Below are 22,215 nucleotides of genomic sequence, written 5' to 3'. Positions count from 1 at the left end.
GATAAGTAGATGGATTTCTTTGGTGCACAGCGTAGCCATACTCGGCGCAGCTTATTGCTCTATGGGCTATTTTTTCTCATTATATTTGCCCATATTGCGGTGGCGCTCGCTATTATGTCGCTGCTGCTGAAGATGTTTACCGGTGGCATTTATTACTGGGTGTTAATACTGGTGGTTGTATGGACGATCGGTAGCTTCGTCATTGGTAGTTTTTTAGAATATAGACGCTTAGTAGCAGGTGGTCGTGCGATTGCTCAGCGCGTAGGCGCCGTTCGGTTATTCATTGACCATAGCCAAGATGCTTGGCAGCATAGTCAAGGGGTTGCTCATCAACATCAGCCTGTACAGAAAGTTCGTTTTAGTGCTCTTCATATCGCGGTACGCGATGAGCGTGATTTCCCGCCTGTTTATCGCCGTTATTATGAGATTGCCCAACAGCTCGCCATTGCCTCGGGTTTGAGTATGCCTATTTTGTATGTTCTGCCTGATGAGCAAGGGATTAACGGCTTCGTTGCCGGCCGTCATAGTCAAGATATGGTATTGGTTGTCACTCAAGGCGCGCTTGATAAGCTGTCCGATGAGGGGTTGTATGGCTTGATAGGGCACGAATACGGTCATATCTTGCATGGCGATGCCACCTTCAATTTACAGCTAATGGTCGTGCTAGCAGGCTTGCAATTACTTTATGACTGGAGTGATTCCGTCAATAACTTTGGCGCTAGCAGTCATAATAAGCAGCAAAATTATTTTGACAATGCGGTCAATCAAAATAACCCTTTACCCCAAAGAGCCATTGATAGTCATGCCCGTAGCACTGAAGCGCAGACAGCAAGCTTTACGACTCATAATGAGTGGGTCACCTACTGGCAAAATCAATCCAAAAATCAGCAGTCATCTGCTAAGCCTCAGTCGATGTGGCTACAAAGCACAGCTGCCACTGATCGGCAAGCGCCGCGAAGTATCTGGACATTACTAATACATGGATTGAGCTTCTCAAGCATGGCCAGTGCTCAACTCATTAAACACAGCTTTAATCGTGAACGTGAGTTACTCGCTGATGCGACGAGCGTACAGCTAACACGCTCGCCTGCGATCATGGAAACCTTAAAAGCCATCTATCAAGATTCGCTTGGTTCGCGCTTAACCGGTATCGCCGATATCAATGGGCTTAGTCATTTCTTTTTTGCCAGTAGCGGGGCGGATTTGGGTGACTTCTCGTGGTTTGCTACGCATCCAAGCTTGACTGAGCGTATGAGCGCTATTAACGACAATGCTTATCATGATTTCGCGGTGCAGGTTGCTAAAGAAAAACGCATCAATCAACAAAAGATTAAAGAGATATATGAACAGCGGCGATTGGGTGATTGGGGCGTGGTAACAGCAAATAGCCTAAGCAAGATTAAACAAGAGACAAATACGCAATGCTCGTCAATATTTAACAATCCATCAGCCTCTATTAATAACAGCATCATCGATTGCTCTAATGACGTTATCAATAAAGAAGTCGCTGCCTTTTCTACAGTTGAAATGAACAACCAATCGGAAGCCGATGCGGGGCTTGAGTTTGTTGTAGAACAGGATGTGGTCATTGATGGTCGTTTGCAGGTACAAGCAGAGCAGATAGGCACTCATCAGTTGCTAAAGCCATGGCAAGCAAAACCTGACAGTGACTTAGCATCAGATACATTAATTGGTATCGAGGATATAGAAAAAGTATCGTTACCACAGTATGTGATCAATCACAGTTATCATCCGTTAGGGGCGCAAGCATTGATTGAAGCAGTGCTGCTGTGTCATCAAGGTCACGTGCTGTCAACAACGGCGACTTATGATTTAACCGATATTTGGCTTGGACTGCATGAGGATGTTACGTCTGCTACTGAAATCAGCAACAATTATAGCGCTGGTATTAGCAGCAACACGCCATTTTTACCACATAGGTTAGATCACAAATTATTGGAGACGGTGGCAAGTCTTGATCGGCGTTTAGACAGTGCGTTGCTAGCATTGGCGCTAAAGCAACTGAGACAATATAATCTGTCAGAAAGCGCTACTAATGAATTACGCTTAAAGTATAAAGCTAATCATAGTAATCAATATCATCAACATTATATGCAGCAAAAAAAATGTCGTACGATGCTGATACGCTATCAGCAAGGTATTATTGAAGTCTTTAAAACCTATCTAACGGCAGATTTAAGCCAAAACTTTGCTGATAAATTATCTAATGATGATGGTTGTATTGATGAATATAAACCAGTGTTCACTCTTTCAGGAAATACCGATTTTCGGTTGCCATCAATCTTAGCATTATGGCAAGCGCTACAGCTGCAGCAATTATTACCGATATTGTCTGCCATATTAAATGATGAACAATCGCAGTCGCATATACCTGCGCAGACATTATGGCAGCAAGTATTACACGCTAGTACGGATGATATTTATGCTCAGCTTGATCCTTCAGGAGAAGTATTTGATGGTCTTGATGTTGCCGCGAGAACAATGGTTACTTTATTGGCTTATCGCTTATCAAAAGATGCCAAAGGGCAGATAATATCCGCACTAGATAGCTCAGTACATAGTGCAGTGCTCTTTAATAGTGCTAGCAGTGCTCATTATCTTGTGGATTTACGACGTCATGCACGTTTGATTGATATTGATTTAGCAGTCGTTAGTGATGCAAACTTGCAATGGTTATTATTGACCGCGCAAAATCTAAATAGTGTCCAATTATTGGCGTTGATAGAAGCGGTGCCTATTTTTATAGCGCCTGTCTGTAAGTCGGCTGCATCAGAAGCCAAACGTGAGGATAATTCTCAAGAGAGGCAACAGGGCAGCGGTCAAATAGATTATAATGCTTATATACAGGAAGGTAATGCGGGTAATGCCACTGGTCATCATTCATATGATTATAATACTTACCGGCAATGGCTGAGTACGTTGCATACAGTGATGTTACACGATACGATAGTCAGTCAAGATGAATATGACTGTTTGACCATGCTAGCTAATCATTGGTTAGGGGTTCGAGAGCTTTTCTAATCAATGTAATTGACTACATTTAAGTAAGTGTTTTGCTGGCAAGAAGCAATATGTTTTAAATGTTTTTTGATATTATTTTTCTTCGTTGTTTTTTTTGACAGTAACAGCCTGTAAATCCATTTTAGATAAGTAGGATAGTAAATAAGCATGAGTGATATCCAAGACCCGCTAGTTGTCATGCAGCATCGTATGCAGCAGCGCCAGATTTTAGCGATGATGGGTATCAATCAGTGGGTGCAGCCGAGCTCTGAAACCATGAATATCGCAGATATTTCTGCGCCTGCTCTGCTCGAGCAGACTACAGCTAACCCAACTTTAGCTAATGCTAGCACTTCTTCTGCGACCACCACTGAACAGCCAAGCGTTGAATCTTCGAATATTAAATCCTCAAATATTGATGCTATATCAGGTATGGTAGATGATGAGTCTATTAACCATTATTACGATGATGCGAATGAGACAGGTTTGATTCAGCCTGAACCTCAAAGCCCAGTTACCTATAGTTTTGACTCGACTGCCCCTGATGTATCTAAGCCTGCCGCGACTTCCTTTGTAAATACTGTCGTTCGGCAAGCTGCTATTAGTAATATAAATCATGCTGTGAGCTTTGAAGAGGAAAGTTTTAAAGAAGAAGGCTTTCAAGAGGAAAGCTTTAAAAAGATTGCACCATTTGATTTACAAGGTGGCCGCTACGGCGATTGGGTGGTTTTGGTTGATATCCAAGCACTCAACAATGACAGCCAAAAGCTTTGGCAAAATATCACCCAAGCGCTATCCATCACCTGTGAGACGACCTCATTTCCTATTTGTGAAGGTATGGATGCAGCAGAGCTTGCCAATGCCAGCCTTGCAGGATATGTGTTTAAGATTGGTCGTAGCGAAGAGATAAAAGTTGCCGCATTGACGGCGTTGCCTGACGGCCTTGAGCATCCGAACTTTACCACTGTGCCGACACTTGATGACATGCTTACTGATAGTAGCCTTAAACGTCAGCTTTGGGAGCAGTTATCAAAGCTGAATTAAAGGCTTGCCACTTACTATGACAGAGATTAAAAAATAACGATAAAATTCACCTTCAACATTTAACCTTTAATAACTACGATGATTTCATCATATTTAGGATATTGATTATGACCACTAAAGCCGCTTCTAACCGTGTAGCCAATTTTTCAGCAGGACCTGCCACCATACCGACCGCCGTCTTATCACGCGCTCAAGAAGAATTGCTTGATTGGCAGGGACGCGGTATGTCGGTCATGGAAGTGAGTCACCGTAGTAAAGAATACCTCGCGATTACCGAAAAAGCTGAAGCCAAATTGCGCTCGCTAATGGACATTCCAGATAACTATAAAGTGCTGTTTTTACAAGGCGGTGCCAGCTTACAGTTTTCAGCGATTCCATTAAACTTATTAAATGGTGGCCGCGCAGATTATCTAACGACAGGTACCTGGTCTGGTAAAGCGGTTAAAGAAGCACAGCGCTATGCCAAACTGGGTTTGGGCGAGGTTAATGTGGTCGCAACGGGTAAAGACAGTAAATTTACCGACGTGCCAGCCCAAAGCGATTGGAACCTGAGTAAAGATGCAGCGTATTTCCACTACTGCGCCAACGAAACCATTCATGGTTTGCAGATATTTGAGCCGCCACAAGTCGATGCGCCGATTATCGCCGATATGTCTTCTTGCATTTTGTCACAGCCCATTGATGTCTCTAAATTTGGCATGATTTACGCGGGTGCGCAAAAAAATATCGGGCCAGCAGGTCTGATTATCGTGATTATCCGTGAAAACTTATTGGGCAAAGCGAGTGAGTGGTGCCCGCTGCTGATGAATTATGAGCATCAGGCGGAAAAAGAATCAATGTCAAACACGCCAGCGACGTATTCTTGGTATTTAGCAGGGCTGGTATTTGATTGGTTAGAGGAGCAGGGCGGCGTTGCTGCTATCGGCAAAATTAACCAACAAAAAGCCGATTTGCTTTACAAGGTGATTGATGACAGCAGTTTTTATAGCAACCCAGTTGACCCTAAATATCGCTCTATCATGAATGTGCCGTTTACGTTAGCCGACAGCAGCCTTGATAAAGTGTTTTTAGAAGAGTCGGAAGCGGCAGGCTTGATGAATCTAAAAGGTCACCGCGATGTTGGCGGCATGCGCGCCAGCATTTATAATGCAGTGTCATTAGATTGGGTACAGCAGTTGGTTGACTTTATGATCGCCTTTGAAAAAAAGCACGCTTAAGTCAGTACAAGTTTTAAAACAAAAGACGCAACTTTATGAGCTGCGTCTTTTTTATGTCTATTAGCGTTTTTTAAGGGGCATAATGCGTTATGTAGCAACCTTAACACCGCAAAGCATTAGGTTAAAAAACCTAAGTTTGTTATGATAAAATTTCGTCAATCGTATATTTTGCAGTCAGTCGCGCATTTTTTATCCACATTGATTTAGAGTAGAGGGTCGTTATACAGTCATGATGCTAAAAAATACCATGCTAAAAGCCGTCTTGCTTGCCATTACTATCAGCTGGATACCTGCTAGTATCGCGGCGCCAATCACCACGACTGCGCTTGGGCATAATAGTACCACTGAGTATATTGACGTACCGTACATGCCCTATGCCAATCCAAAGGCGCCCAAAGGTGGTACGCTTTCACTGGATGCACGCGGCACCTTTAATGCGGCCAATAAATGGATGACCACAGGTGTGGCGATGGTTGGTACGGACTATCTGTATGATACCTTGATGACTGGCTCACTCAATGAAGCCTTTACCATGTATCCGCAGCTGGCAAATAAAGTCACGTATGATCCCGATGATACCAGTTGGATTATTTACCATATTAATCCTGCCGCGCGCTTTTGGGACGGGACACCGGTTACCAGTAGTGATGTCAAAGCCACTTATGAGGCGATATTGAATAAAGGGCCGATGTATATCCGCAGTTATTTGGGTGATATCAAAGACATTGAGATTATCGATAAGCAGCGAGTAAAGTTTGTCTTTAAATCTGATGACAATAAAGAGATTTTATTAACGGTTGGGCAGTTTCCTATTTTTGCTAAGTCATCGATTGATACAGATTTTGAGAAAATAACCTTGACGCCGCTCATGGGCAGCGGTCCTTATAAACTTGGGCGCATTGATGCAGGGCGTGCGGTCAGCTATGTGCGTGATCCCAATTATTGGGGTCGTGATTTGATGGTCAATCGCGGTCGTTATAACTTTGATATGATTAAGTTTGTCTATTATCAAAGTGATGAGATTGCTTTTGAGGGTTTTAAATCTGGGCAATATCGTTTCCGCCCGGAGAATAAAGCCTCTAATTGGGCAACAGGTTACAATTTCCCCGCCGTCAAAGCAGGTCTGATTAATAAAGAAACCATAAACAGCGAAAATCCAGTACCGATGCAAGGTTTGGTGATGAATATGCGCCGGCCAATTTTTCAAGACATTCGTGTCCGCCAAGCCTTGACGGCGGCTTACGATTTTGAATGGATGAATAAAACCTTATTCCATGACCAGTATGAGCGTTTGCAAAGCTTCTTTCATGGTTCCGAGCTTGCTGCTACTGGTACACCATCTGCGGCTGAGATGCAGGTGTTAAGTCCATTGCTAACCAAGCTTGAACCGATTCAGCGCCAAGCAGTATTGACGGAATGGCAATTACCAACCAGTGACGGTAGCGGCTTTAATCGTGACAGGTTGTTAAAGGCGCGTCAGCTATTGCTAGATGCGGGTTTTTATTATCAAGATATGAAGTTGTATCAGCCAAACGGCAAGCTTGCTCAAATTGAGATTTTGATGACAGGCGAGACCATGGGGCGTGTATTGTTGCCTTATATTCGTAATCTAAAGCGTTTGGGCTTTGATGCGACCTTACGTCAAGTCGATGGGCCACAATATTACGAGCGCATGCGCCGTTTTGACTATGATATGGTCGTCGATGTCTTCGCCCAAAGTCTATCGCCTGGCGCTGAGCAAGTGGGTTTTTGGGGTAGCACCGCCGCTGATGAAGCGGGCAACGCTAATACCATCGGTATTAAAAACCCTGCGATTGACAGTGTTATTAAAAAATTGGGCGACGCTAAAAGTCGCGATGAGATTGTCTTATATACTCACGTACTTGATCGCCTGCTACGGGCAGGTCATTATTTAGTACCTTTATACGGCAAATCTAGCACCAATGTTGCCTACTGGAATCAATATCGGCATACTGCAAAACTGCCGACCAATGCTATCGGTATCGATTATTGGTGGACAGATAAAGCAGCGGAAGCCCGTGTTAATCAATATTTGAAGCAATAGTTTAAGATAATGGCTCCAAACGATCGTTAGAAGCAATAGTTTTAAAAAACAGCTCGAAACAATAATTTATAAAAATGGCTTAAGCCAATAAATGCAATGACTCTGCATAATTTTTTAGTTGGTTTAAAAATTACATACAAGACATTCGCAATAAAGACAATCACTGCTAAGGACTTTACATGAGTATTCGTATTCACCCCATTAAAGCATTTAATGACAATTATATTTGGACATTAATTAATGATAGCAATAAACAGGCGATTGTCATTGATCCGGGTCAAGCCGAGCCAGTTATCGCTTATTTAGCAGAAAGCGGCTTAGAGCTGACGTCTATCTGGACCACGCATCATCACCATGATCATATCGGTGGCGTCGCTGAGCTGCAAGAATCTTATCCGATGACGCATCTGGTTGCGCATACAGAGCATAATGTCGATGAAGACCAGACTATCAAAGACGGTAGTACGGTCAGTGCTTGGGGCTGCGCCGCACAAGTATGGGATGTCTCAGGCCATACCGCAAGCCACGTGGCTTATATTTTAGATATCGATGGACAGAAGCATTGTTTCTGCGGTGATACCTTATTTAGTGCCGGTTGCGGACGTGTGTTTACCGGCACGATTGAGCAATTGCATGAGAGCTTTAAGCGTTTAAATGGCTTGCCAGCTGAGACGCTGCTGTACCCTGCCCATGAATATACTGCCAGCAACCTACGCTTTGGTTTATCTATTGAACCTGCGAGTGAAGCGATGCAGCAAGCGCTTGCGCAAGCAGAAGAAAAAACCGCCCAAGGCATTCCGACATTGCCTGTGACATTAGAGCATGAGCGCGCAATCAATGTGTTTTTGCGTACGCAAGAGCCGAGTGTGATAGCAGGGGTGAAGTCTAAAGTCACTATTGATGATGATAAGTCTTTGACAGTATTTGCCGCGTTACGTGAGCTAAAAAACAATTTCTAAATGTTAAGTTATCATATTTCTTTATTTTAGGAAGCCGCCGTTATGGGTCGTTATATCTTAAAAAGGTTACTACTGATATTACCGACGCTATTTTTGATATTACTGGCGAACTTTGTCATTGTCCAAGCTGCGCCGGGCGGCCCTGTTGAGCAGCAACTGGCACTTATTGAGCAAAGCGCAAAAGACAGTGCGCTCAGTGGTAATATCGGTGCGGGTAGTGCCGGTGGCAACAATAGCACTTACCAAGGGACACGTGGTTTATCAGAGGAGATGGTGGCGGCGATAAATGCGCAATATGGCTTTGATAAGTCAGCACCTGAGCGCTTTTGGCTGATGCTAAAGAACTATGCCAAACTGGATTTTGGTGAGTCGTTTTTTAAAGGGCAGTCGGTAACCGATTTGATTATAGAAAAACTGCCAGTATCCATCTCGCTTGGGCTCTGGAGCACCTTGCTGATTTATATGATAGCCATTCCACTGGGCGTCTATAAAGCCATGCATCATGGCTCAGGTATAGATAAAGTTACTGCCATGCTACTGGCTATCGGTCATGCGATTCCCGTCTTTGTATTTGCCGTCATACTCTTGGTGTTCTTTGCCGGTGGCAGCTATTGGAATATTTTTCCACTGCAAGGATTAACTTCCGAGAATTTTGATCAATTAAGCGCACTTGGTAAAATTAAAGATTATTTTTGGCATTTAGCGCTGCCTCTGCTAGCAAGTACGGTAGGTGGTTTTGCTGGCTTGACCTATTTGACCAAGTTTAGTTTTTTGGAAGAGCTGGGTAAGCAATATGTGCTTACTGCGCGAGCAAAAGGGTTGGGTGAACGTCAAGTTCTGTACGGTCATGTGTTTCGTAATGCGATGTTGATTATTATTGCGGGTATCCCAGCGGCCATCGTTGGGATTTTCTTTGCCGGTAATTTTCTCATTGAAATTATCTTTAAGCTTGATGGTTTGGGATTGTTGGGTTTTGAAGCCATTCAGCAGCGTGATTATCCAGTGATATTCGGCACGCTGTTTATCTTTACCTTAGTGGGGCTGTTATTACAGTTAATCAGTGATTTAAGTTATCACTTAATTGATCCCCGTATCGACTTTGAGGGGCGCTAATGTCAAGTCATCCATTATCTTCAGTGCCCTCAAGCGGCTCTTCGATTCCTATAGAAAAAAAACGTCGCCTAAATCCTATTTGGCAAGCACGCCTAAACCGTTTTCGCCATAATCGTCTTGGTGTCATATCGCTGTTTATTTTTGCGCTGATATTTGTCATCTGTATGGCAGCCAATGTGATTGCCAATGACAAGCCGCTATTGGTGCAGTATCAGGGTGACTATTACTTCCCAGTCCTAAAAGCCTATCCTGAGACGACTTTTGGTGGGGTGTTTGAGACTGAAACCAATTATAAAGACCCTGCGGTACAAACGCTGATTGATGAGCAGGGTTTTTATATCATGCCGCTCATATCCTTTGCCGACCAGACACCTAACGTTGAGCTAGGTATTCCATATCCAGCCGCGCCCAACAGCCAAAATTGGCTTGGGACAGATGATTTAGGTCGTGATGTGCTGGCGCGGATACTTTATGGGTTGCGGGTATCGTTGTTGTTCGGTTTGGCACTGACACTCGCGGGTGCATTAATTGGCATCATCGTCGGTGCGATACAAGGTTATTATGGTGGTTGGGTAGATTTAGCAGGGCAGCGCTTTATGGAAGTATGGGGCGGGATGCCGCAGCTGTTTATGATCATTATCTTGGTCAGCTTGTTTAGCCCCAGTATCTTTATGCTGTTTGCCATGATGCTGTTATTTGGTTGGATGGGACTAGTCGGTTTGGTACGGGCAGAGTTTTTGCGAGCGCGTAATTTTGATTATGTTCGTGCCGCGCGTAATCTTGGGGTATCGGATAGCCAAATCATGCTAAGACATATTTTGCCCAATGCATTGGCATCAAGCTTGTCACAGCTGCCGTTTATTTTAACGGCTAATATTATTGCTTTGACCGCGCTGGACTTTTTAGGATATGGTCTGCCACCTGGGTCACCGTCACTTGGTGAGCTAATGGTCCAAGGGAAAAATAATCTCGATGCCCCTTGGTTGGCGTTATCGGGATTTTTTAGCTTAACCTTTATTTTGTCATTGCTTATCTTCGTTGGCGAAGCGCTGCGTGATGCCTTTGATCCGAGGCGCTCCTGATATGACAACTGATAAGATTATAAACGCTAATATGACGACTACTACTGAGCGAAGTGCTACTGAGAAAAATGCCTATTTAAATGATAATCATAGCAATAGCCAAAATAAGTTAATGCTGACCGTAGATAAACTTAGCATCATAACTCATGCAGGTGTTGCTCTGGTAGATAAGTTATCGTATGAGCTGAGGCAAGGGCAGACGTTAGCTATAGTAGGTGAGTCAGGCTCTGGTAAGTCGATTGCCAGTCTTGCACTATTGGGTTTGCTACCAGATAATTTGACCGTGACCGGTGAGGTGCAATTAGCAGATGTAACAGGAATGGTGACACTACCGATAGCGAATAATAAGATACGTAATGCAGCGCTGCGCTCTATTCGCGGGCAGCGTATCGGTATGGTGTTTCAAGAACCAATGACCGCGCTCAACCCATTGCATACAGTCGGCAAACAAATTGCTGAATCATTGCATCTCAGCGGCGTAGCCAAAAAACAATGGCGCGAAAAAAGTATTGCCTTGCTAGACGATGTCAATATCACTAAGCCTGTTGATAAACTGAATCGCTATCCGCATGAGCTATCAGGTGGTCAGCGTCAGCGGGTGATGATTGCGATGGCATTGGCGCAGCAGCCTGATATCTTAATCGCTGATGAACCAACCACCGCGCTTGATGTGACTTTACAACATGAAATCCTTGAGCTGCTGGATGATCTTAAGCGTCAGCACAATATGGCAATGATACTCATCAGCCATGATCTCAATCTAGTCAGACGCTACAGCGATGACGTCATCGTTATGCGCCAAGGGCAGACGATTGAGCAAGGGCAAACCGCAATGGTATTTAGTCAGCCTAAAGCTGAATATACCCGCTCGCTTATCAAGCAAGATTTTGGACAAGCGCTAAGTTTATTAAATGATGAAAGTCAGTTATTAACCGTATTGCAAGTCAGCAACTTACAAGTACAATTTCCGCTTGAAAAAAGCGTGTTTAGCGTAACCAAACGTTGGTTTGATGCCGTAAAAGACGTTGATATGAGCCTGCAAAAAGGGCAGGCGTTAGGTATCGTTGGTGAATCAGGCTCTGGTAAAACCACCATTGCGCTGGCGTTAAGTCAATTACTTAGTAATCAAGCCCATGTTAGTAGACAAATAATGGTCAATGGACAAGATATTACGGCATTGTCCAAACGTGAGCTACGTCAGTTTCGCTCACAGATTCAAATGGTGTTTCAAGACCCTTTTGCCAGTATTAATCCACGCATGACGGTCATGCAAATCGTCGAAGAAGGATTGCTGGTTCAAGGTGTCAACAAAGCAGAACGCCAGCAGGCGGTGATGGATAGTTTGGCTACTGTGTATCTGCCAGCTGAGTTTGCGCAGCGTTATCCGCATGAGCTATCAGGTGGTCAACGCCAGCGCGTAGCCCTTGCCCGTGCACTCATTATGCAGCCAAGTTTATTAATATTGGACGAGCCAACGTCTGCACTTGATAGCACCACGCAGGTCACTGTGGTCAACTTGCTACGTGAGATTCAGGAAAAATTGCAAATCAGCTACGTGTTTATCAGTCATGACTTAAAAGTAGTGCGTGCCTTATGTCAGCATATTATGGTATTAAAGGAAGGTAGATGTATTGAGTCTGGTCGTAGTGAAGATGTGTTTAATAATCCGCAGCATCCGTATGCGCAGCAGTTGTTGCAGGCAAGTGTGCTATAGACTAAGCAGCTAAGACCAAATAACTATATGAATTTAGAGACATCGGAACTCACTACATGATAAGTAGGCTTAAGATAGAACCCATCCAAGCGCGAGATACTAGCGAGCCAAATCGTCCCTCAACCACGCTTGAGCTGTTGTTTGACTTGGTTTATGTCATTGCTGTCGCCGCCGCTGCCAATGGTTTTTATAATCGCTTGAGTGAGCATGATCTTTCAGGGTTTTTAACCTTTATCTTGGCATTCTTTATCCTATGGAATGCTTGGACCAGCTTTACGTGGTTTGCGTCAGGATATGACCCTGACGATTGGTTTTATCGCTTATCGGTGATGTTTCAGATGTTTGGCTCACTGATGATAGCGGCTAATATTCATCAGTTTTATGAGCAAGGACTGACATGGATTGGTGTCACTGGTTATGCCATTATGCGGCTGGCGAGTTGTAGTCAGTGGTGGCGCGTCTATCGACAAGTACCGGGTCACCAAAAAGTTGCTGGACGCAGTATGGTCGGTTTGTTAACCTTGCAAGCCTTGTGGATAAGCTGGCTGTTTTTACCCGCATCGCTACAAACGCCCGCTTTGTTCTTGTTTATCGCAGCAGAGCTCCTCATGCCTGTGTGGGCGCGCTCAGAGCAGTTTAATAATTGGCATCCAGCGCATATTGCGGAGCGTTACGGGCTATTAACCATCATTGTATTGGGTGAGGGTGTGGTCGGCGTCAGTAACAGTATTCAGTATTTTCTGGTCAATTCTGCTTCAGCCGCCAGCTCCATTATTTTCTTAGGTTCAAGTTTGGTTGCTTTGGTTTTTTCTTTATGGTGGTTATATTTTATCGTGCCATTCGATACCATTTTGAATAAAGAGCGCCGACGGCATGACTTGTTTTTATTTGGCTATGGTCATTTTTTTATCTTTGCTTCAATCGCCGGTCTAGGCAGTATGCTAAATTTGGTCACAGAATCTGCTGCCGCTGATACCAGCGCTCCGGGCTATCAAATTATCTCCCAGCCTTATGCAATGGGCATGTTGATGGCTATGCTGAGTGTGTTTTTATTAACGCTCACCATACTGCGCGAATTAATGTGCCGTAAATCGAGTCATAATGTCATCGCCATGCTCATTGCTTTGATAATCATTGGACTGAGTTATATGGCGGTCGTACAAGGATTGCCGATTACTTACGGTATTTGGCTCAGTATCTTGGCACCTGTGGTGATGATTTGGTATTTTAACCAAGATAATAAGCAGTGGCTGGTCTAAGAAGCGGATTAAGGTGTTACAACCAAGTTTATAGTGACTATCGATTGACTGCTTAATAAGTAAAAATATAAGCAGCACATAAGCAAGAATGAGGCGCTAAATAATCAGAACATAGCAGTTCATAATAATCACGACATCCTAAAAATGGCGGTGGTACAATAAGTTTAGACAGTAGTTTACTGTAGGTAGACGCTGACACAGTACTTTCATTAAAAGTACCATTATTTTGACAGCATTTTTATTTTGACAGCGGTGATGAATCACTGCTTTAAGTTGTCGTTATTGCTAGTATTAGCATCATTAAAAAGGATTTTTGTACCCATGAAAAAACAAAATACTATTTCTAAACTGGTCAATAGCACGGGCTTACAGCATGCTGGCTATTTGGCGGTTGCCAAGACGCGTGCCAAAGTATTAAAAGCTTTCGCTTACGTTGTGCCTATCAGAAGACCGATGTTATTCGTCGGTGAGACCTCGTGTGAAGATTTGTGCGACATGGTCATCAATGAAGGCAATACCAATGTTTTTATCGTTACTGACGCGGTATTAAACAAACTTGGTATCCCTGCCAAAGTCACGGATTATCTAGATAGCAAAAATATCAGCTATAAAGTATACGATGGCATTACTCCAGACCCTACTTTTAAGGTTGTCGAAGAAGGACTACGTAAGTCTGTCGACGCTAAATGCGACTCAATTATTGCCATCGGTGGCGGCTCAGTTATTGATGCAGCTAAGATGATTGCCATGTCACAAGGCAATAACTGCAAGCCAAAACAGCTTATCGGTATCTTGAAAGCTAGAAAGCCTTCGGTTCCGCTTTATTGTATTCCTACCACAGCGGGCACGGGCTCAGAAGCGACCCTTGGTGCGGTGGTGTCAGATGATAAAACCCATCAAAAAGCCCTGTCTATCGACCCAAGAATGGTGCCATTAGCAGCGGCTATTGACCCTGTTATCATGAAAGGTATGCCTGCGCATATCACAGCCGATACGGGTATCGATGTGTTGACACATGCCTTAGAGGCTTGGATGAGTGCCAATGCCAGCGTTGAGACGGATTACTATGCCGCTTCTGCGGTCAAATCTGTGATGCAAAACCTACCGCTGGTTTATAAAGATGGTGGCAACCTTAAAGCCCGTGAAGAGATGGGTATTGCCGCTCATTACGGCGGTATCGCTTTTAATAAAGCCGGTCTAGGTTACGTCCATGCTATCGCTCACCAGTTGGGGGCGCATTATAGTATCCCTCATGGTCGCGCCAATGCCATCGTGTTGCCGTATGTGCTTGACGTCAATCGTAAAGGCAGCAAGAAAAGATTGGCAGAGCTGGCTCGCAAGACCGGTATGGTCAAATCGGGTCAAGCTGGCAAGAGCGATGCTGAGATTGCCGACCATCTCATCGCGCAAGTGCGCGAACTGATTGCAACGTTAAATATCGATCCAACTGTTAAGGATATGCAGAGTAGTGATTTTAGTAACATCGCCAAAGCTGCTGCAAAAGAAGTCAGCGATACTTATGCGGTACCGACTTATCTATCCGCTTCTGAAATCAAGGCTATTTTAACTAAGATTAAGCAAGCCAGTGATGAGCATGCCAGTCAAGATTCAAAAACTGATAAAGTTGCTTAATAGCTCTAATTTAATAGTCTCTAAATAACACCCTCTAAAAATAAAAAAGAGCACATTGCTGATATCGCAATGTGCTCTTTTTCTTTACTTTTTATATCTATCGCTGGTTTTATCTTAATAGATACTTAGAACGCAGGTTTACGCTTAGGCACCGCATCTAAAAATTCATTACGTGCTTGATTGTCGTGTACATACTCGCCAAGCATCGCTGTGCTGCGCGTGGTCGAATGCTGTTTGTTGACACCGCGCATCATCATGCACATGTGCGCGGCGTCCATGACTACTGCTACACCGCGGCAACCTGTCACATCCATAATCGTTTGTGCCACTTGTTCGCTCAAATTCTCTTGAATTTGCAGGCGACGAGCAAACATATCAACGATACGAGCAAATTTTGACAATCCTAATACTTGACCGTTTGGTAAATAGCCGATGTGCGCGACGCCATGAAATGGCAACATATGATGCTCACACAATGAATAAAATTCAATGTTTTGCACTAAGACCAATTCACGATTGGTCGATGGAAATACTGCGCCATTGACCACTTCATCCAAGCTTTGATGATAACCCTTAGTTAAATGCGCAAACGCTTTTGCAGCGCGTATTGGGGTATCTTGTAAGCCAGGACGCTCTAAGTCTTCGCCAGTTGAAGTTATTAGCTGACGATAGGATTCAACACTTTCTTGAAAATCTGTTGCTATTGTTGGGGTATTGCTCATAAGTTTGGCAGCCATCCAAAATGTGGGTGTAGCTTAACGCTAAATCCCTAATTAACAACAGTTACAAACAACGGTTGTAAAGGATTTTTATAAAAATTGTGCAAGCTGGGAAGGGTTGTGATTATACTTGAAATCCCCTCAACTTCATACTGCTGTGGTCAGTGGATAATTGTTTAATCAGTATTAGATGTTACTATTACAAGAGATTAGGCGTTCATACCGTGTAAGTAAATATAGTATACGAGTGTTTACTTAAATCAATTCGTGTATAATGAGTCATCTTTTAATTTGTACTTTTACTCGCTATTTGTGAGCGAGTTATTAAAAATAATCTATCATTTAAATCGATTTACAGGGAAATATTATGCTACTACAAGGACAACGCTTTGTCGTCACCGGCATCGCAAGCAAACTTTCTATCGCTTGGGCAATCGCTGAAGCGCTGCACCGTGAAGGCGCGTCGTTAATTCTTACTTATCCAAATGATAAAATTAAAAAACGTGTCGATATGGCAGCAGAAGCCTTTGAAGCTGATTTGGTACTTGAGTGTGACGTGGCATCGGATGAGTCGATTGCCGCATGCTTTGAGCAAGTGACAGCGCATTGGGGCGATGGTATTGATGGCGTGGTACACGCGATTGGCTTTGCACCGATGGATCAGTTGGATGGTGATTTTGTCAATGCTACGACTCGTGAAGGCAGCCAAATTGCCCATGATATCTCAAGCTATAGCTTTGTAGCATTAGCAAAAGCAGCACGTGAGCTGTTAGCCATGCGTCATGGCTCTATGCTGACCTTGACTTATGAAGGTAGTATTTCGGTATTGCCAAATTACAACGTCATGGGCATGGCAAAGGCCAGTTTAGAGGCCAGCGTGCGCTACCTTGCCACTTCGATGGGCGGTGAAGGTATTCGTGTCAATGCCATTTCTGCAGGTCCTATCCGTACGCTTGCGGCAAGCGGCATCAAATCGTTTCGTAAAATGCTCGATATCAGTGAAAAAATCGCCCCGCTTCAGCGTAATATTACCCAAGCTGAAGTCGGTAATGCGGCGCTATTTTTATTATCACCTTGGGCATCTGGTATCACCGGCGAGATTATGTTTGTGGATGCAGGTTTTAATACCGTCGCCATTAGTGAGCAGTTAATGATGCTTGATGAGACAAAATAGTTATTAGTAATGAGCGGTTATATCATTTAAGTAGTAGGGAAGACGGCCAATTGGCTGTCTTTTTTGGTTATAATATGAGCTTTTTGGTGTTAAGCCATTAGGCAACGAATATGATAACCAGATTACCAAAATGGATATTGTGGGGCGGCGCTGTACTGGCATTTAGTGCAGGCTGCGTCAATACCGCAGCATTAATGGGTTTTACCAATTTATCTGTTTCGCATGTGACAGGTAACGTCAGCTTATTCTCAGCAGCAATTGCCCATTTAGACGGTCGCAGTATTTTATATATCGGTGCGTTGTTGCTATCATTTTTGGCTGGGGCAATATTAAGCGGTTTTGTGATTGGGCAAAGGTCATTGAAGCTTGGTCGGCGTTATGGCAGTGCCCTTTATATCGAAGCGGCGTTATTATTGCTAAGTTACTGGTTATATCAGCAGCATGATTACTTAGGACAATTGGCGGCGGCGATGGCGTGCGGTTTACAAAATGCGATGGTCGCCACTTATAGTGGAGCCGTTATTCGAACCACGCATTTGACAGGATTAACCTCAGACATGGGTGCCGCAATCGGCAATTGGCTGGCTGGTCGGCGTATCAGTAAGCCCACACTAGGCTTTCAAGCGATTATTTGGTACTGCTTTTGCGGTGGTAGTGCTGTAGGGGCTTTTTTATATGCCAGAGTCGGCTATGGTGCTTTGTTCTTACCCATTGCTATTGTATTGACTGCCGCCTTTGTCTATAACTATGCATCAGACAATCTGCCAGAAAAGAGACAGCCAAGAGCAAAAAAGCGCCCATCGGTTTGATGAGCGCTTTTTATTTTAATGTCATGAATTCATTATTCATGCTTAGCTGAATAAACTATTTATCGTCTTCTTCGTGATCTTCATGCTCATGTAGCCCTTGCATCATATCTAATGCGGAGTCATCGGTACGCTGCTGATCTTTTTTATCCAAGCCATCTTGATTGATGTCTTTTGGTGCCATTTTAGTGGTCGAATCCGTTTTATTTGAATCTGTCATAAAATACTCCTATTTGTTTTTATCAATGTCCAATAATTTTTTTTAAAAATATAGTAGGTAAGTTTATTGGCTTTTAGTTTTAATTCACTCATTTAGTATGAGATAGCACTGTACGCTTGTACATACACGGTGTACGCTTGTTTAGTGACGATGTGTAACGATACATCACGAGGATTGCTGTTTCATAAAAAATGATTGTTTAGATACAAATGATTCAAAAGCGTATGGCAAGTTAGTAAAATTTATATCGCTAAAGGATTGTTTAATATGGTTTTATGAGAATGTATTGAAGCCAGTTTTTCACTTTGCTATGACCATGTTTATTGCAAATTTAATAACAGCATCGTTAAATCAGTTTTTTGATATATATCTGCTATGATGACGGCGTATTTTTTGCGGTTACCGGCTGATTAATGGTAAATCGCTAAAATATGCTTTTATTTTAGAGTCTTTTTATACTGTCTTTGGGGAAAATAAGGACATTTTATGTCAGAGCAAAAATTAGATAGCCATCTTCCTGATGATGGCAATGAGTATTTATTTACCGACACCTTCCCAAAGGGTACCGGTAAAGGATTGATAGTTGTCGCCATTGCGGCGGTTATCAGTATGATTATTTATAATGTGTTACCGTACGATATTAGTGCCAATAAAGGCCTCGCGATGTTGTTCTTTATTGGCGTGTTATGGTTGACGGAAGCAGTGCATGTGACCATTACGGCGATATTGGTCGTGGTCATAGGGGCACTTATTGGTTTGCCTGACTTCGATGCTGCAATCGGCTTACAAAGCTTTGCCAACCCAATCATTTATTTGTTCTTTGGTGGTTTTGCGTTAGCGGCAGCGTTACATGTACAGCAGTTAGATAGAAAAATTGCGCTCAAGATTCTGTCCATGTCAGGCGGCAATCTGAGAAACGCGGTATTCTTAATATTTGGGGTCACGGCGTTTTTATCGATGTGGATATCGAATACGGCTACTGCAGCGATGATGCTGCCATTGGCACTTGGTATTCTAACGCAGGTTGATCGTGAAAAAGACCGTGGCACCTTTGTATTCGTTCTACTAGGTATCGCTTATTCTGCCAGCCTTGGTGGTTTGGGTACGATTGTTGGTTCACCGCCTAACGCGATTGCCGCCAAAGCGCTTGATATCGCTTTTGTCGATTGGATGAAGTTTGGTATTCCAATGATGTTAGTGCTGTTGCCATTATTACTTGGTGCGATGTATTTATTTCTAAAGCCTAATCTGAATCGTCAGGTCACGCTTAACGAAGATGATGAGGCTATTGCATGGAATAAGCCACGTGTGCTGACCATTATCGTCTTTATCGTGACGGCACTCAGCTGGATACTTTCTAAGCAAATCGGTGCAGCACTGAATGTCGATGATATTGACTCTATTGTTGCATTGTTAGCAGCATCAGCAGTGGTTAGCTTAGGTTTAGTGTCATGGAAGCAAGTGTCTGACAATACCGACTGGGGTGTACTCATGTTGTTTGGTGGCGGTATTGCACTCTCAACCGTTCTAAAAGTCTCAGGCGCCTCTTTGGTTTTGGGTCAAACAGTGGCTAACGGACTCGCATCAGCACCACTTATCATAGTCGTACTGGCAGTTTCGGCATTTATTATCTTTTTAACGGAGTTTGCCTCTAATACCGCTTCTGCAGCTTTGTTAGTACCTGTCTTTGCTGCTATTGCTGAGCAAATGGGTCTGCCACCTGCAGTACTAGTTATGATTATCGGTATCGGTGCTTCTTGTGCCTTTATGCTACCGGTTGCTACTCCGCCAAACGCGATTGTCTTTGGTACGGGTCTGATTAAGCAAACAGAGATGATACGTGTTGGTGTCATACTTAATATCATTGCTACGTTCGTAGTAGGTTTATGGGCGTATTTTTTCTTACTATAGCTCTGTAAACAAGATAATTGTAACCAAAGAAACCCAATGTTTAAGTGACGCTTGAACATTGGGTTTTTCATTTACTAATAGCAATAATGCCTGTATAAATCACTTATTATTTGTTCTGTTGTAGTCGTAAGCACAAGCATTCAAATCGTTATTATAAATAGTAAATAATGTCATCTCATTAAATGGAATTGATAATATGGCACAACGGTTAGTAAAAATTATTATTTATCTGGTTCTTGCTATGATGATACTGATAGCTGCTCTCATAGCCTTGTACTGGGCACCTGATCGTAGCGTGGCTGAGCTCAAGCAATGGCAATTACCTAACAGCAAGTTTATTGCTATTCAAGGTATGCAGGCTCATGTACTGCAATCAGATAAATGTGATGTTTATCGTAGCAGATCGTCAATTGACCAAGCGGTTAGCGCTGGTAAATCGCTACCAGAAGCGATCGTTTTATTGCATGGGACATCTGCAAGTTTGCATACTTGGCAGGGCTGGATCAAAGAGTTAAGTGATGAGTATTGTGTCGTTAGTATGGATTTACCGGGTTTTGGTTTAACCGGTCCTTATACTGATGAGAGCACAAAGTATAGTAGTGCTAATTATGCTAAATTCGTCATTCAAGTACTTAATAGCTTAAATCTAAAGAAAGCGCCTCAACTGACACTAGCAGGTAACTCTTTAGGGGGAAAAATTGCTTGGCGTACTGCTATTCTATATCCTGAGTATGTACAAAAACTGATACTCATCGATGCCGCTGGCTATCCAGCGACGCCAAAACATATACCTCTTGGCTTTAAGCTAGCAAAATATCCTGCCTTAACGCCTGTATTGATTCGTATATTGCCTCGAGAGGTGATCAAAAAAAGTATCCTTAGTGTCTATGCTGATGATACCAAGGTCGATGAGGCGTTGGTTGATCACTATTATGATTTAACGTTGCGCCAAGGTAACCGCAAAGCATTGAATCGTCGTCTGCGCGATACTGATAATGAAAGCAATCCTGCGCAAATCAAGCAATTGGATTTGCCGACTTTGATTATTTGGGGCGCACAAGATGACCTTATTCCCGTCGAGAATGCGGCGCTCTTTCATAAAGATATTGCCAATAGCCAGCTCAAGATATTTGATGATTTAGGTCACGTGCCGCATGAAGAGGATCCTGTAGCAACGGTTAAAATAGCCAAAGACTTTTTAAAGCAGCCACTCAAAGTATCTTGAATAGATCGTTAGCTACTTAATAACGGAATGTATTTATCTAATAAGGAAAGATTTATATGCCAACACTGTTTATGGTGCAACTCGGTGGTCGCCCTAAAGGTCGTTTGATCGAACAGCACGATATTTTCTTTGGGATAGCCAATCAAGTGAGTGAGCTAGTAGAAGATATCAATCAGCATTGGCCTGAAGTTAAAAATAAATGGCACATTGACTCGTACCGAGCGATTAGTAAAGTTGATAATTATGCGATTAAATTGCTCGAATCAAGTAGCCAAGCAGAGAGTGCCGACGGTTTAAAGCTATTCTTTATCAACTTAGGTGGTTATCAGCGCGGCAGTTTTGAGGAATTTCATTACAAACTGCTTATTGTTGCTGCTACTCAAGCGGACGCCATTAAGCAAGCAAAGCAGAGCGAGTTTTATAAAGCGTTTACTTATAAAGATAAAGAGTCGCCTTTTAATGCTGCCTCGCATATTGATGATAAGTTTGAAGTAGATATTGATGATATATACAACGTCAATGACCTTATCTCCAATGTTCGGCTGTTAATTGAGCCGATTACTAATGAGAGTCATGAGCTTGTGAATGCTGATGATAAAGAGTACGTTGGTTATCTCAGTATCAAGAATTTAACGAGCTTAGAATAACATGGCTTTAGATATGTACTATAAAAATGGCATCATTCGCAAAATGCGTTGCCAGATACCTGATGAGCTATTGACCACTCTTTATCAGGTTCACAATAATGCCAATTTTCCACAATTGACATGGTTAATTGATAATCTTTATGAAAATCCGCAGATTCAGCCTGATGTCGCTAAGTCATTAGCTGATGAGTTGGTCGCGTTTGAGAGATTAATACTGTCGTTGCACCTGCCTTTTCCTATGATACCACTTCAAAAGCTACATACCTTCTTTACGGGAGCTGCGACTAGTCGACAGGTCATTTATACCAGTAACACTTAATTTTACTCTTTAGGCCGTTTTCATTAGTTTTAGGGCGTGCTTGATGGTTTAACCATGGGCATAAAAAAACTATTACATTATGGATGCC

Annotated in this window: 18 protein-coding genes; 16 read left to right on the top strand and 2 right to left on the bottom strand. The window is 43.1% G+C overall.

Annotation, left to right across the window (positions count from 1 at the left end):
* Window positions 1–9: 9 nt before the first annotated feature.
* The 10 genes from AC2FA3_RS03150 (at window position 10) to AC2FA3_RS03105 (ending at window position 15,106) form a co-directional block, all read left to right on the top strand.
* Complete coding sequence (locus AC2FA3_RS03150; RefSeq protein WP_490508271.1) at window positions 10–3,042, top strand: M48 family metalloprotease; 3,033 nt, start codon at window positions 10–12, stop codon at window positions 3,040–3,042.
* 147 nt (window positions 3,043–3,189) lie between these two features.
* A complete protein-coding gene (locus AC2FA3_RS03145; RefSeq protein WP_490508270.1) occupies window positions 3,190–4,065 on the top strand; it encodes a hypothetical protein in 876 nt (291 codons plus the stop codon).
* Between the two features lie 107 nt (window positions 4,066–4,172).
* Window positions 4,173–5,282: a 3-phosphoserine/phosphohydroxythreonine transaminase gene (serC, locus tag AC2FA3_RS03140; RefSeq protein WP_490508269.1), complete on the top strand. Its 1,110-nt coding sequence runs from the start codon at window positions 4,173–4,175 to the stop codon at window positions 5,280–5,282.
* A gap of 229 nt (window positions 5,283–5,511) precedes the next feature.
* Window positions 5,512–7,347, top strand: coding sequence for an extracellular solute-binding protein (locus AC2FA3_RS03135; RefSeq protein ID WP_490508268.1), 1,836 nt, complete (start codon window positions 5,512–5,514; stop codon window positions 7,345–7,347).
* Between the two features lie 179 nt (window positions 7,348–7,526).
* Complete coding sequence (gloB, locus tag AC2FA3_RS03130) at window positions 7,527–8,306, top strand: hydroxyacylglutathione hydrolase (protein WP_490508267.1); 780 nt, start codon at window positions 7,527–7,529, stop codon at window positions 8,304–8,306.
* 42 nt (window positions 8,307–8,348) lie between these two features.
* Window positions 8,349–9,419: a microcin C ABC transporter permease YejB gene (gene yejB / locus AC2FA3_RS03125; protein WP_490508266.1), complete on the top strand. Its 1,071-nt coding sequence runs from the start codon at window positions 8,349–8,351 to the stop codon at window positions 9,417–9,419.
* The gene (locus AC2FA3_RS03120; RefSeq protein ID WP_490508265.1) at window positions 9,419–10,501 is read left to right on the top strand and encodes an ABC transporter permease; all 1,083 of its coding nucleotides are present in this window, start codon (window positions 9,419–9,421) and stop codon (window positions 10,499–10,501) included. Before yejB ends, AC2FA3_RS03120 begins: the two co-directional genes overlap by 1 nt.
* 1 nt (window position 10,502) lies before the next feature.
* Window positions 10,503–12,215 carry an ABC transporter ATP-binding protein gene (locus AC2FA3_RS03115; RefSeq protein ID WP_490508264.1) on the top strand — a complete coding sequence of 571 codons (1,713 nt, stop codon included), beginning with the start codon at window positions 10,503–10,505 and terminating at the stop codon, window positions 12,213–12,215.
* 56 nt (window positions 12,216–12,271) lie between these two features.
* Entirely contained in the window at window positions 12,272–13,474 is a 1,203-nt protein-coding gene (locus AC2FA3_RS03110) for a low temperature requirement protein A (protein WP_490508263.1), read from the top strand.
* A gap of 321 nt (window positions 13,475–13,795) precedes the next feature.
* The gene (locus tag AC2FA3_RS03105; RefSeq protein ID WP_490508262.1) at window positions 13,796–15,106 is read left to right on the top strand and encodes an iron-containing alcohol dehydrogenase; all 1,311 of its coding nucleotides are present in this window, start codon (window positions 13,796–13,798) and stop codon (window positions 15,104–15,106) included.
* 125 nt (window positions 15,107–15,231) lie between these two features.
* Here the strand turns inward: AC2FA3_RS03105 and folE are convergent, their stop codons facing one another.
* Window positions 15,232–15,828, bottom strand: a complete 597-nt coding sequence (gene folE, locus AC2FA3_RS03100; RefSeq protein WP_227686311.1) for a GTP cyclohydrolase I FolE — start codon at window positions 15,826–15,828, stop codon at window positions 15,232–15,234.
* A gap of 364 nt (window positions 15,829–16,192) precedes the next feature.
* On the opposite strand from folE, the gene AC2FA3_RS03095 reads away from it, so the two are divergent.
* Complete coding sequence (locus AC2FA3_RS03095; protein ID WP_490508260.1) at window positions 16,193–16,999, top strand: enoyl-ACP reductase FabI; 807 nt, start codon at window positions 16,193–16,195, stop codon at window positions 16,997–16,999.
* 110 nt (window positions 17,000–17,109) lie between these two features.
* Window positions 17,110–17,808: a YoaK family protein gene (locus AC2FA3_RS03090; protein WP_490508259.1), complete on the top strand. Its 699-nt coding sequence runs from the start codon at window positions 17,110–17,112 to the stop codon at window positions 17,806–17,808.
* Between the two features lie 55 nt (window positions 17,809–17,863).
* Here AC2FA3_RS03090 and AC2FA3_RS03085 read toward each other — a convergent pair whose 3' ends face one another.
* The gene (locus tag AC2FA3_RS03085; protein ID WP_490508258.1) at window positions 17,864–18,025 is read right to left on the bottom strand and encodes a hypothetical protein; all 162 of its coding nucleotides are present in this window, start codon (window positions 18,023–18,025) and stop codon (window positions 17,864–17,866) included.
* Window positions 18,026–18,511: 486 nt separating this feature from the next.
* Between AC2FA3_RS03085 and AC2FA3_RS03080 the strand changes: the two genes are divergently transcribed.
* From AC2FA3_RS03080 to AC2FA3_RS03065, 4 genes are all read left to right on the top strand, one after another.
* Window positions 18,512–19,936, top strand: coding sequence for an SLC13 family permease (locus tag AC2FA3_RS03080; RefSeq protein ID WP_490508257.1), 1,425 nt, complete (start codon window positions 18,512–18,514; stop codon window positions 19,934–19,936).
* Between the two features lie 196 nt (window positions 19,937–20,132).
* Window positions 20,133–21,161: an alpha/beta fold hydrolase gene (locus tag AC2FA3_RS03075; RefSeq protein ID WP_422542523.1), complete on the top strand. Its 1,029-nt coding sequence runs from the start codon at window positions 20,133–20,135 to the stop codon at window positions 21,159–21,161.
* Window positions 21,162–21,217: 56 nt separating this feature from the next.
* A complete protein-coding gene (locus AC2FA3_RS03070; RefSeq protein ID WP_490508256.1) occupies window positions 21,218–21,808 on the top strand; it encodes a DUF1543 domain-containing protein in 591 nt (196 codons plus the stop codon).
* A 13-nt stretch (window positions 21,809–21,821) separates the two neighbouring features.
* Window positions 21,822–22,127: a hypothetical protein gene (locus AC2FA3_RS03065; protein WP_490508255.1), complete on the top strand. Its 306-nt coding sequence runs from the start codon at window positions 21,822–21,824 to the stop codon at window positions 22,125–22,127.
* Window positions 22,128–22,215: the final 88 nt, after the last annotated feature.

The organism is Janibacter sp. CoH_79_TC_3 (assembly GCF_058197955.1).
This window is presented reverse-complemented; position numbering and strand designations above follow the sequence as displayed.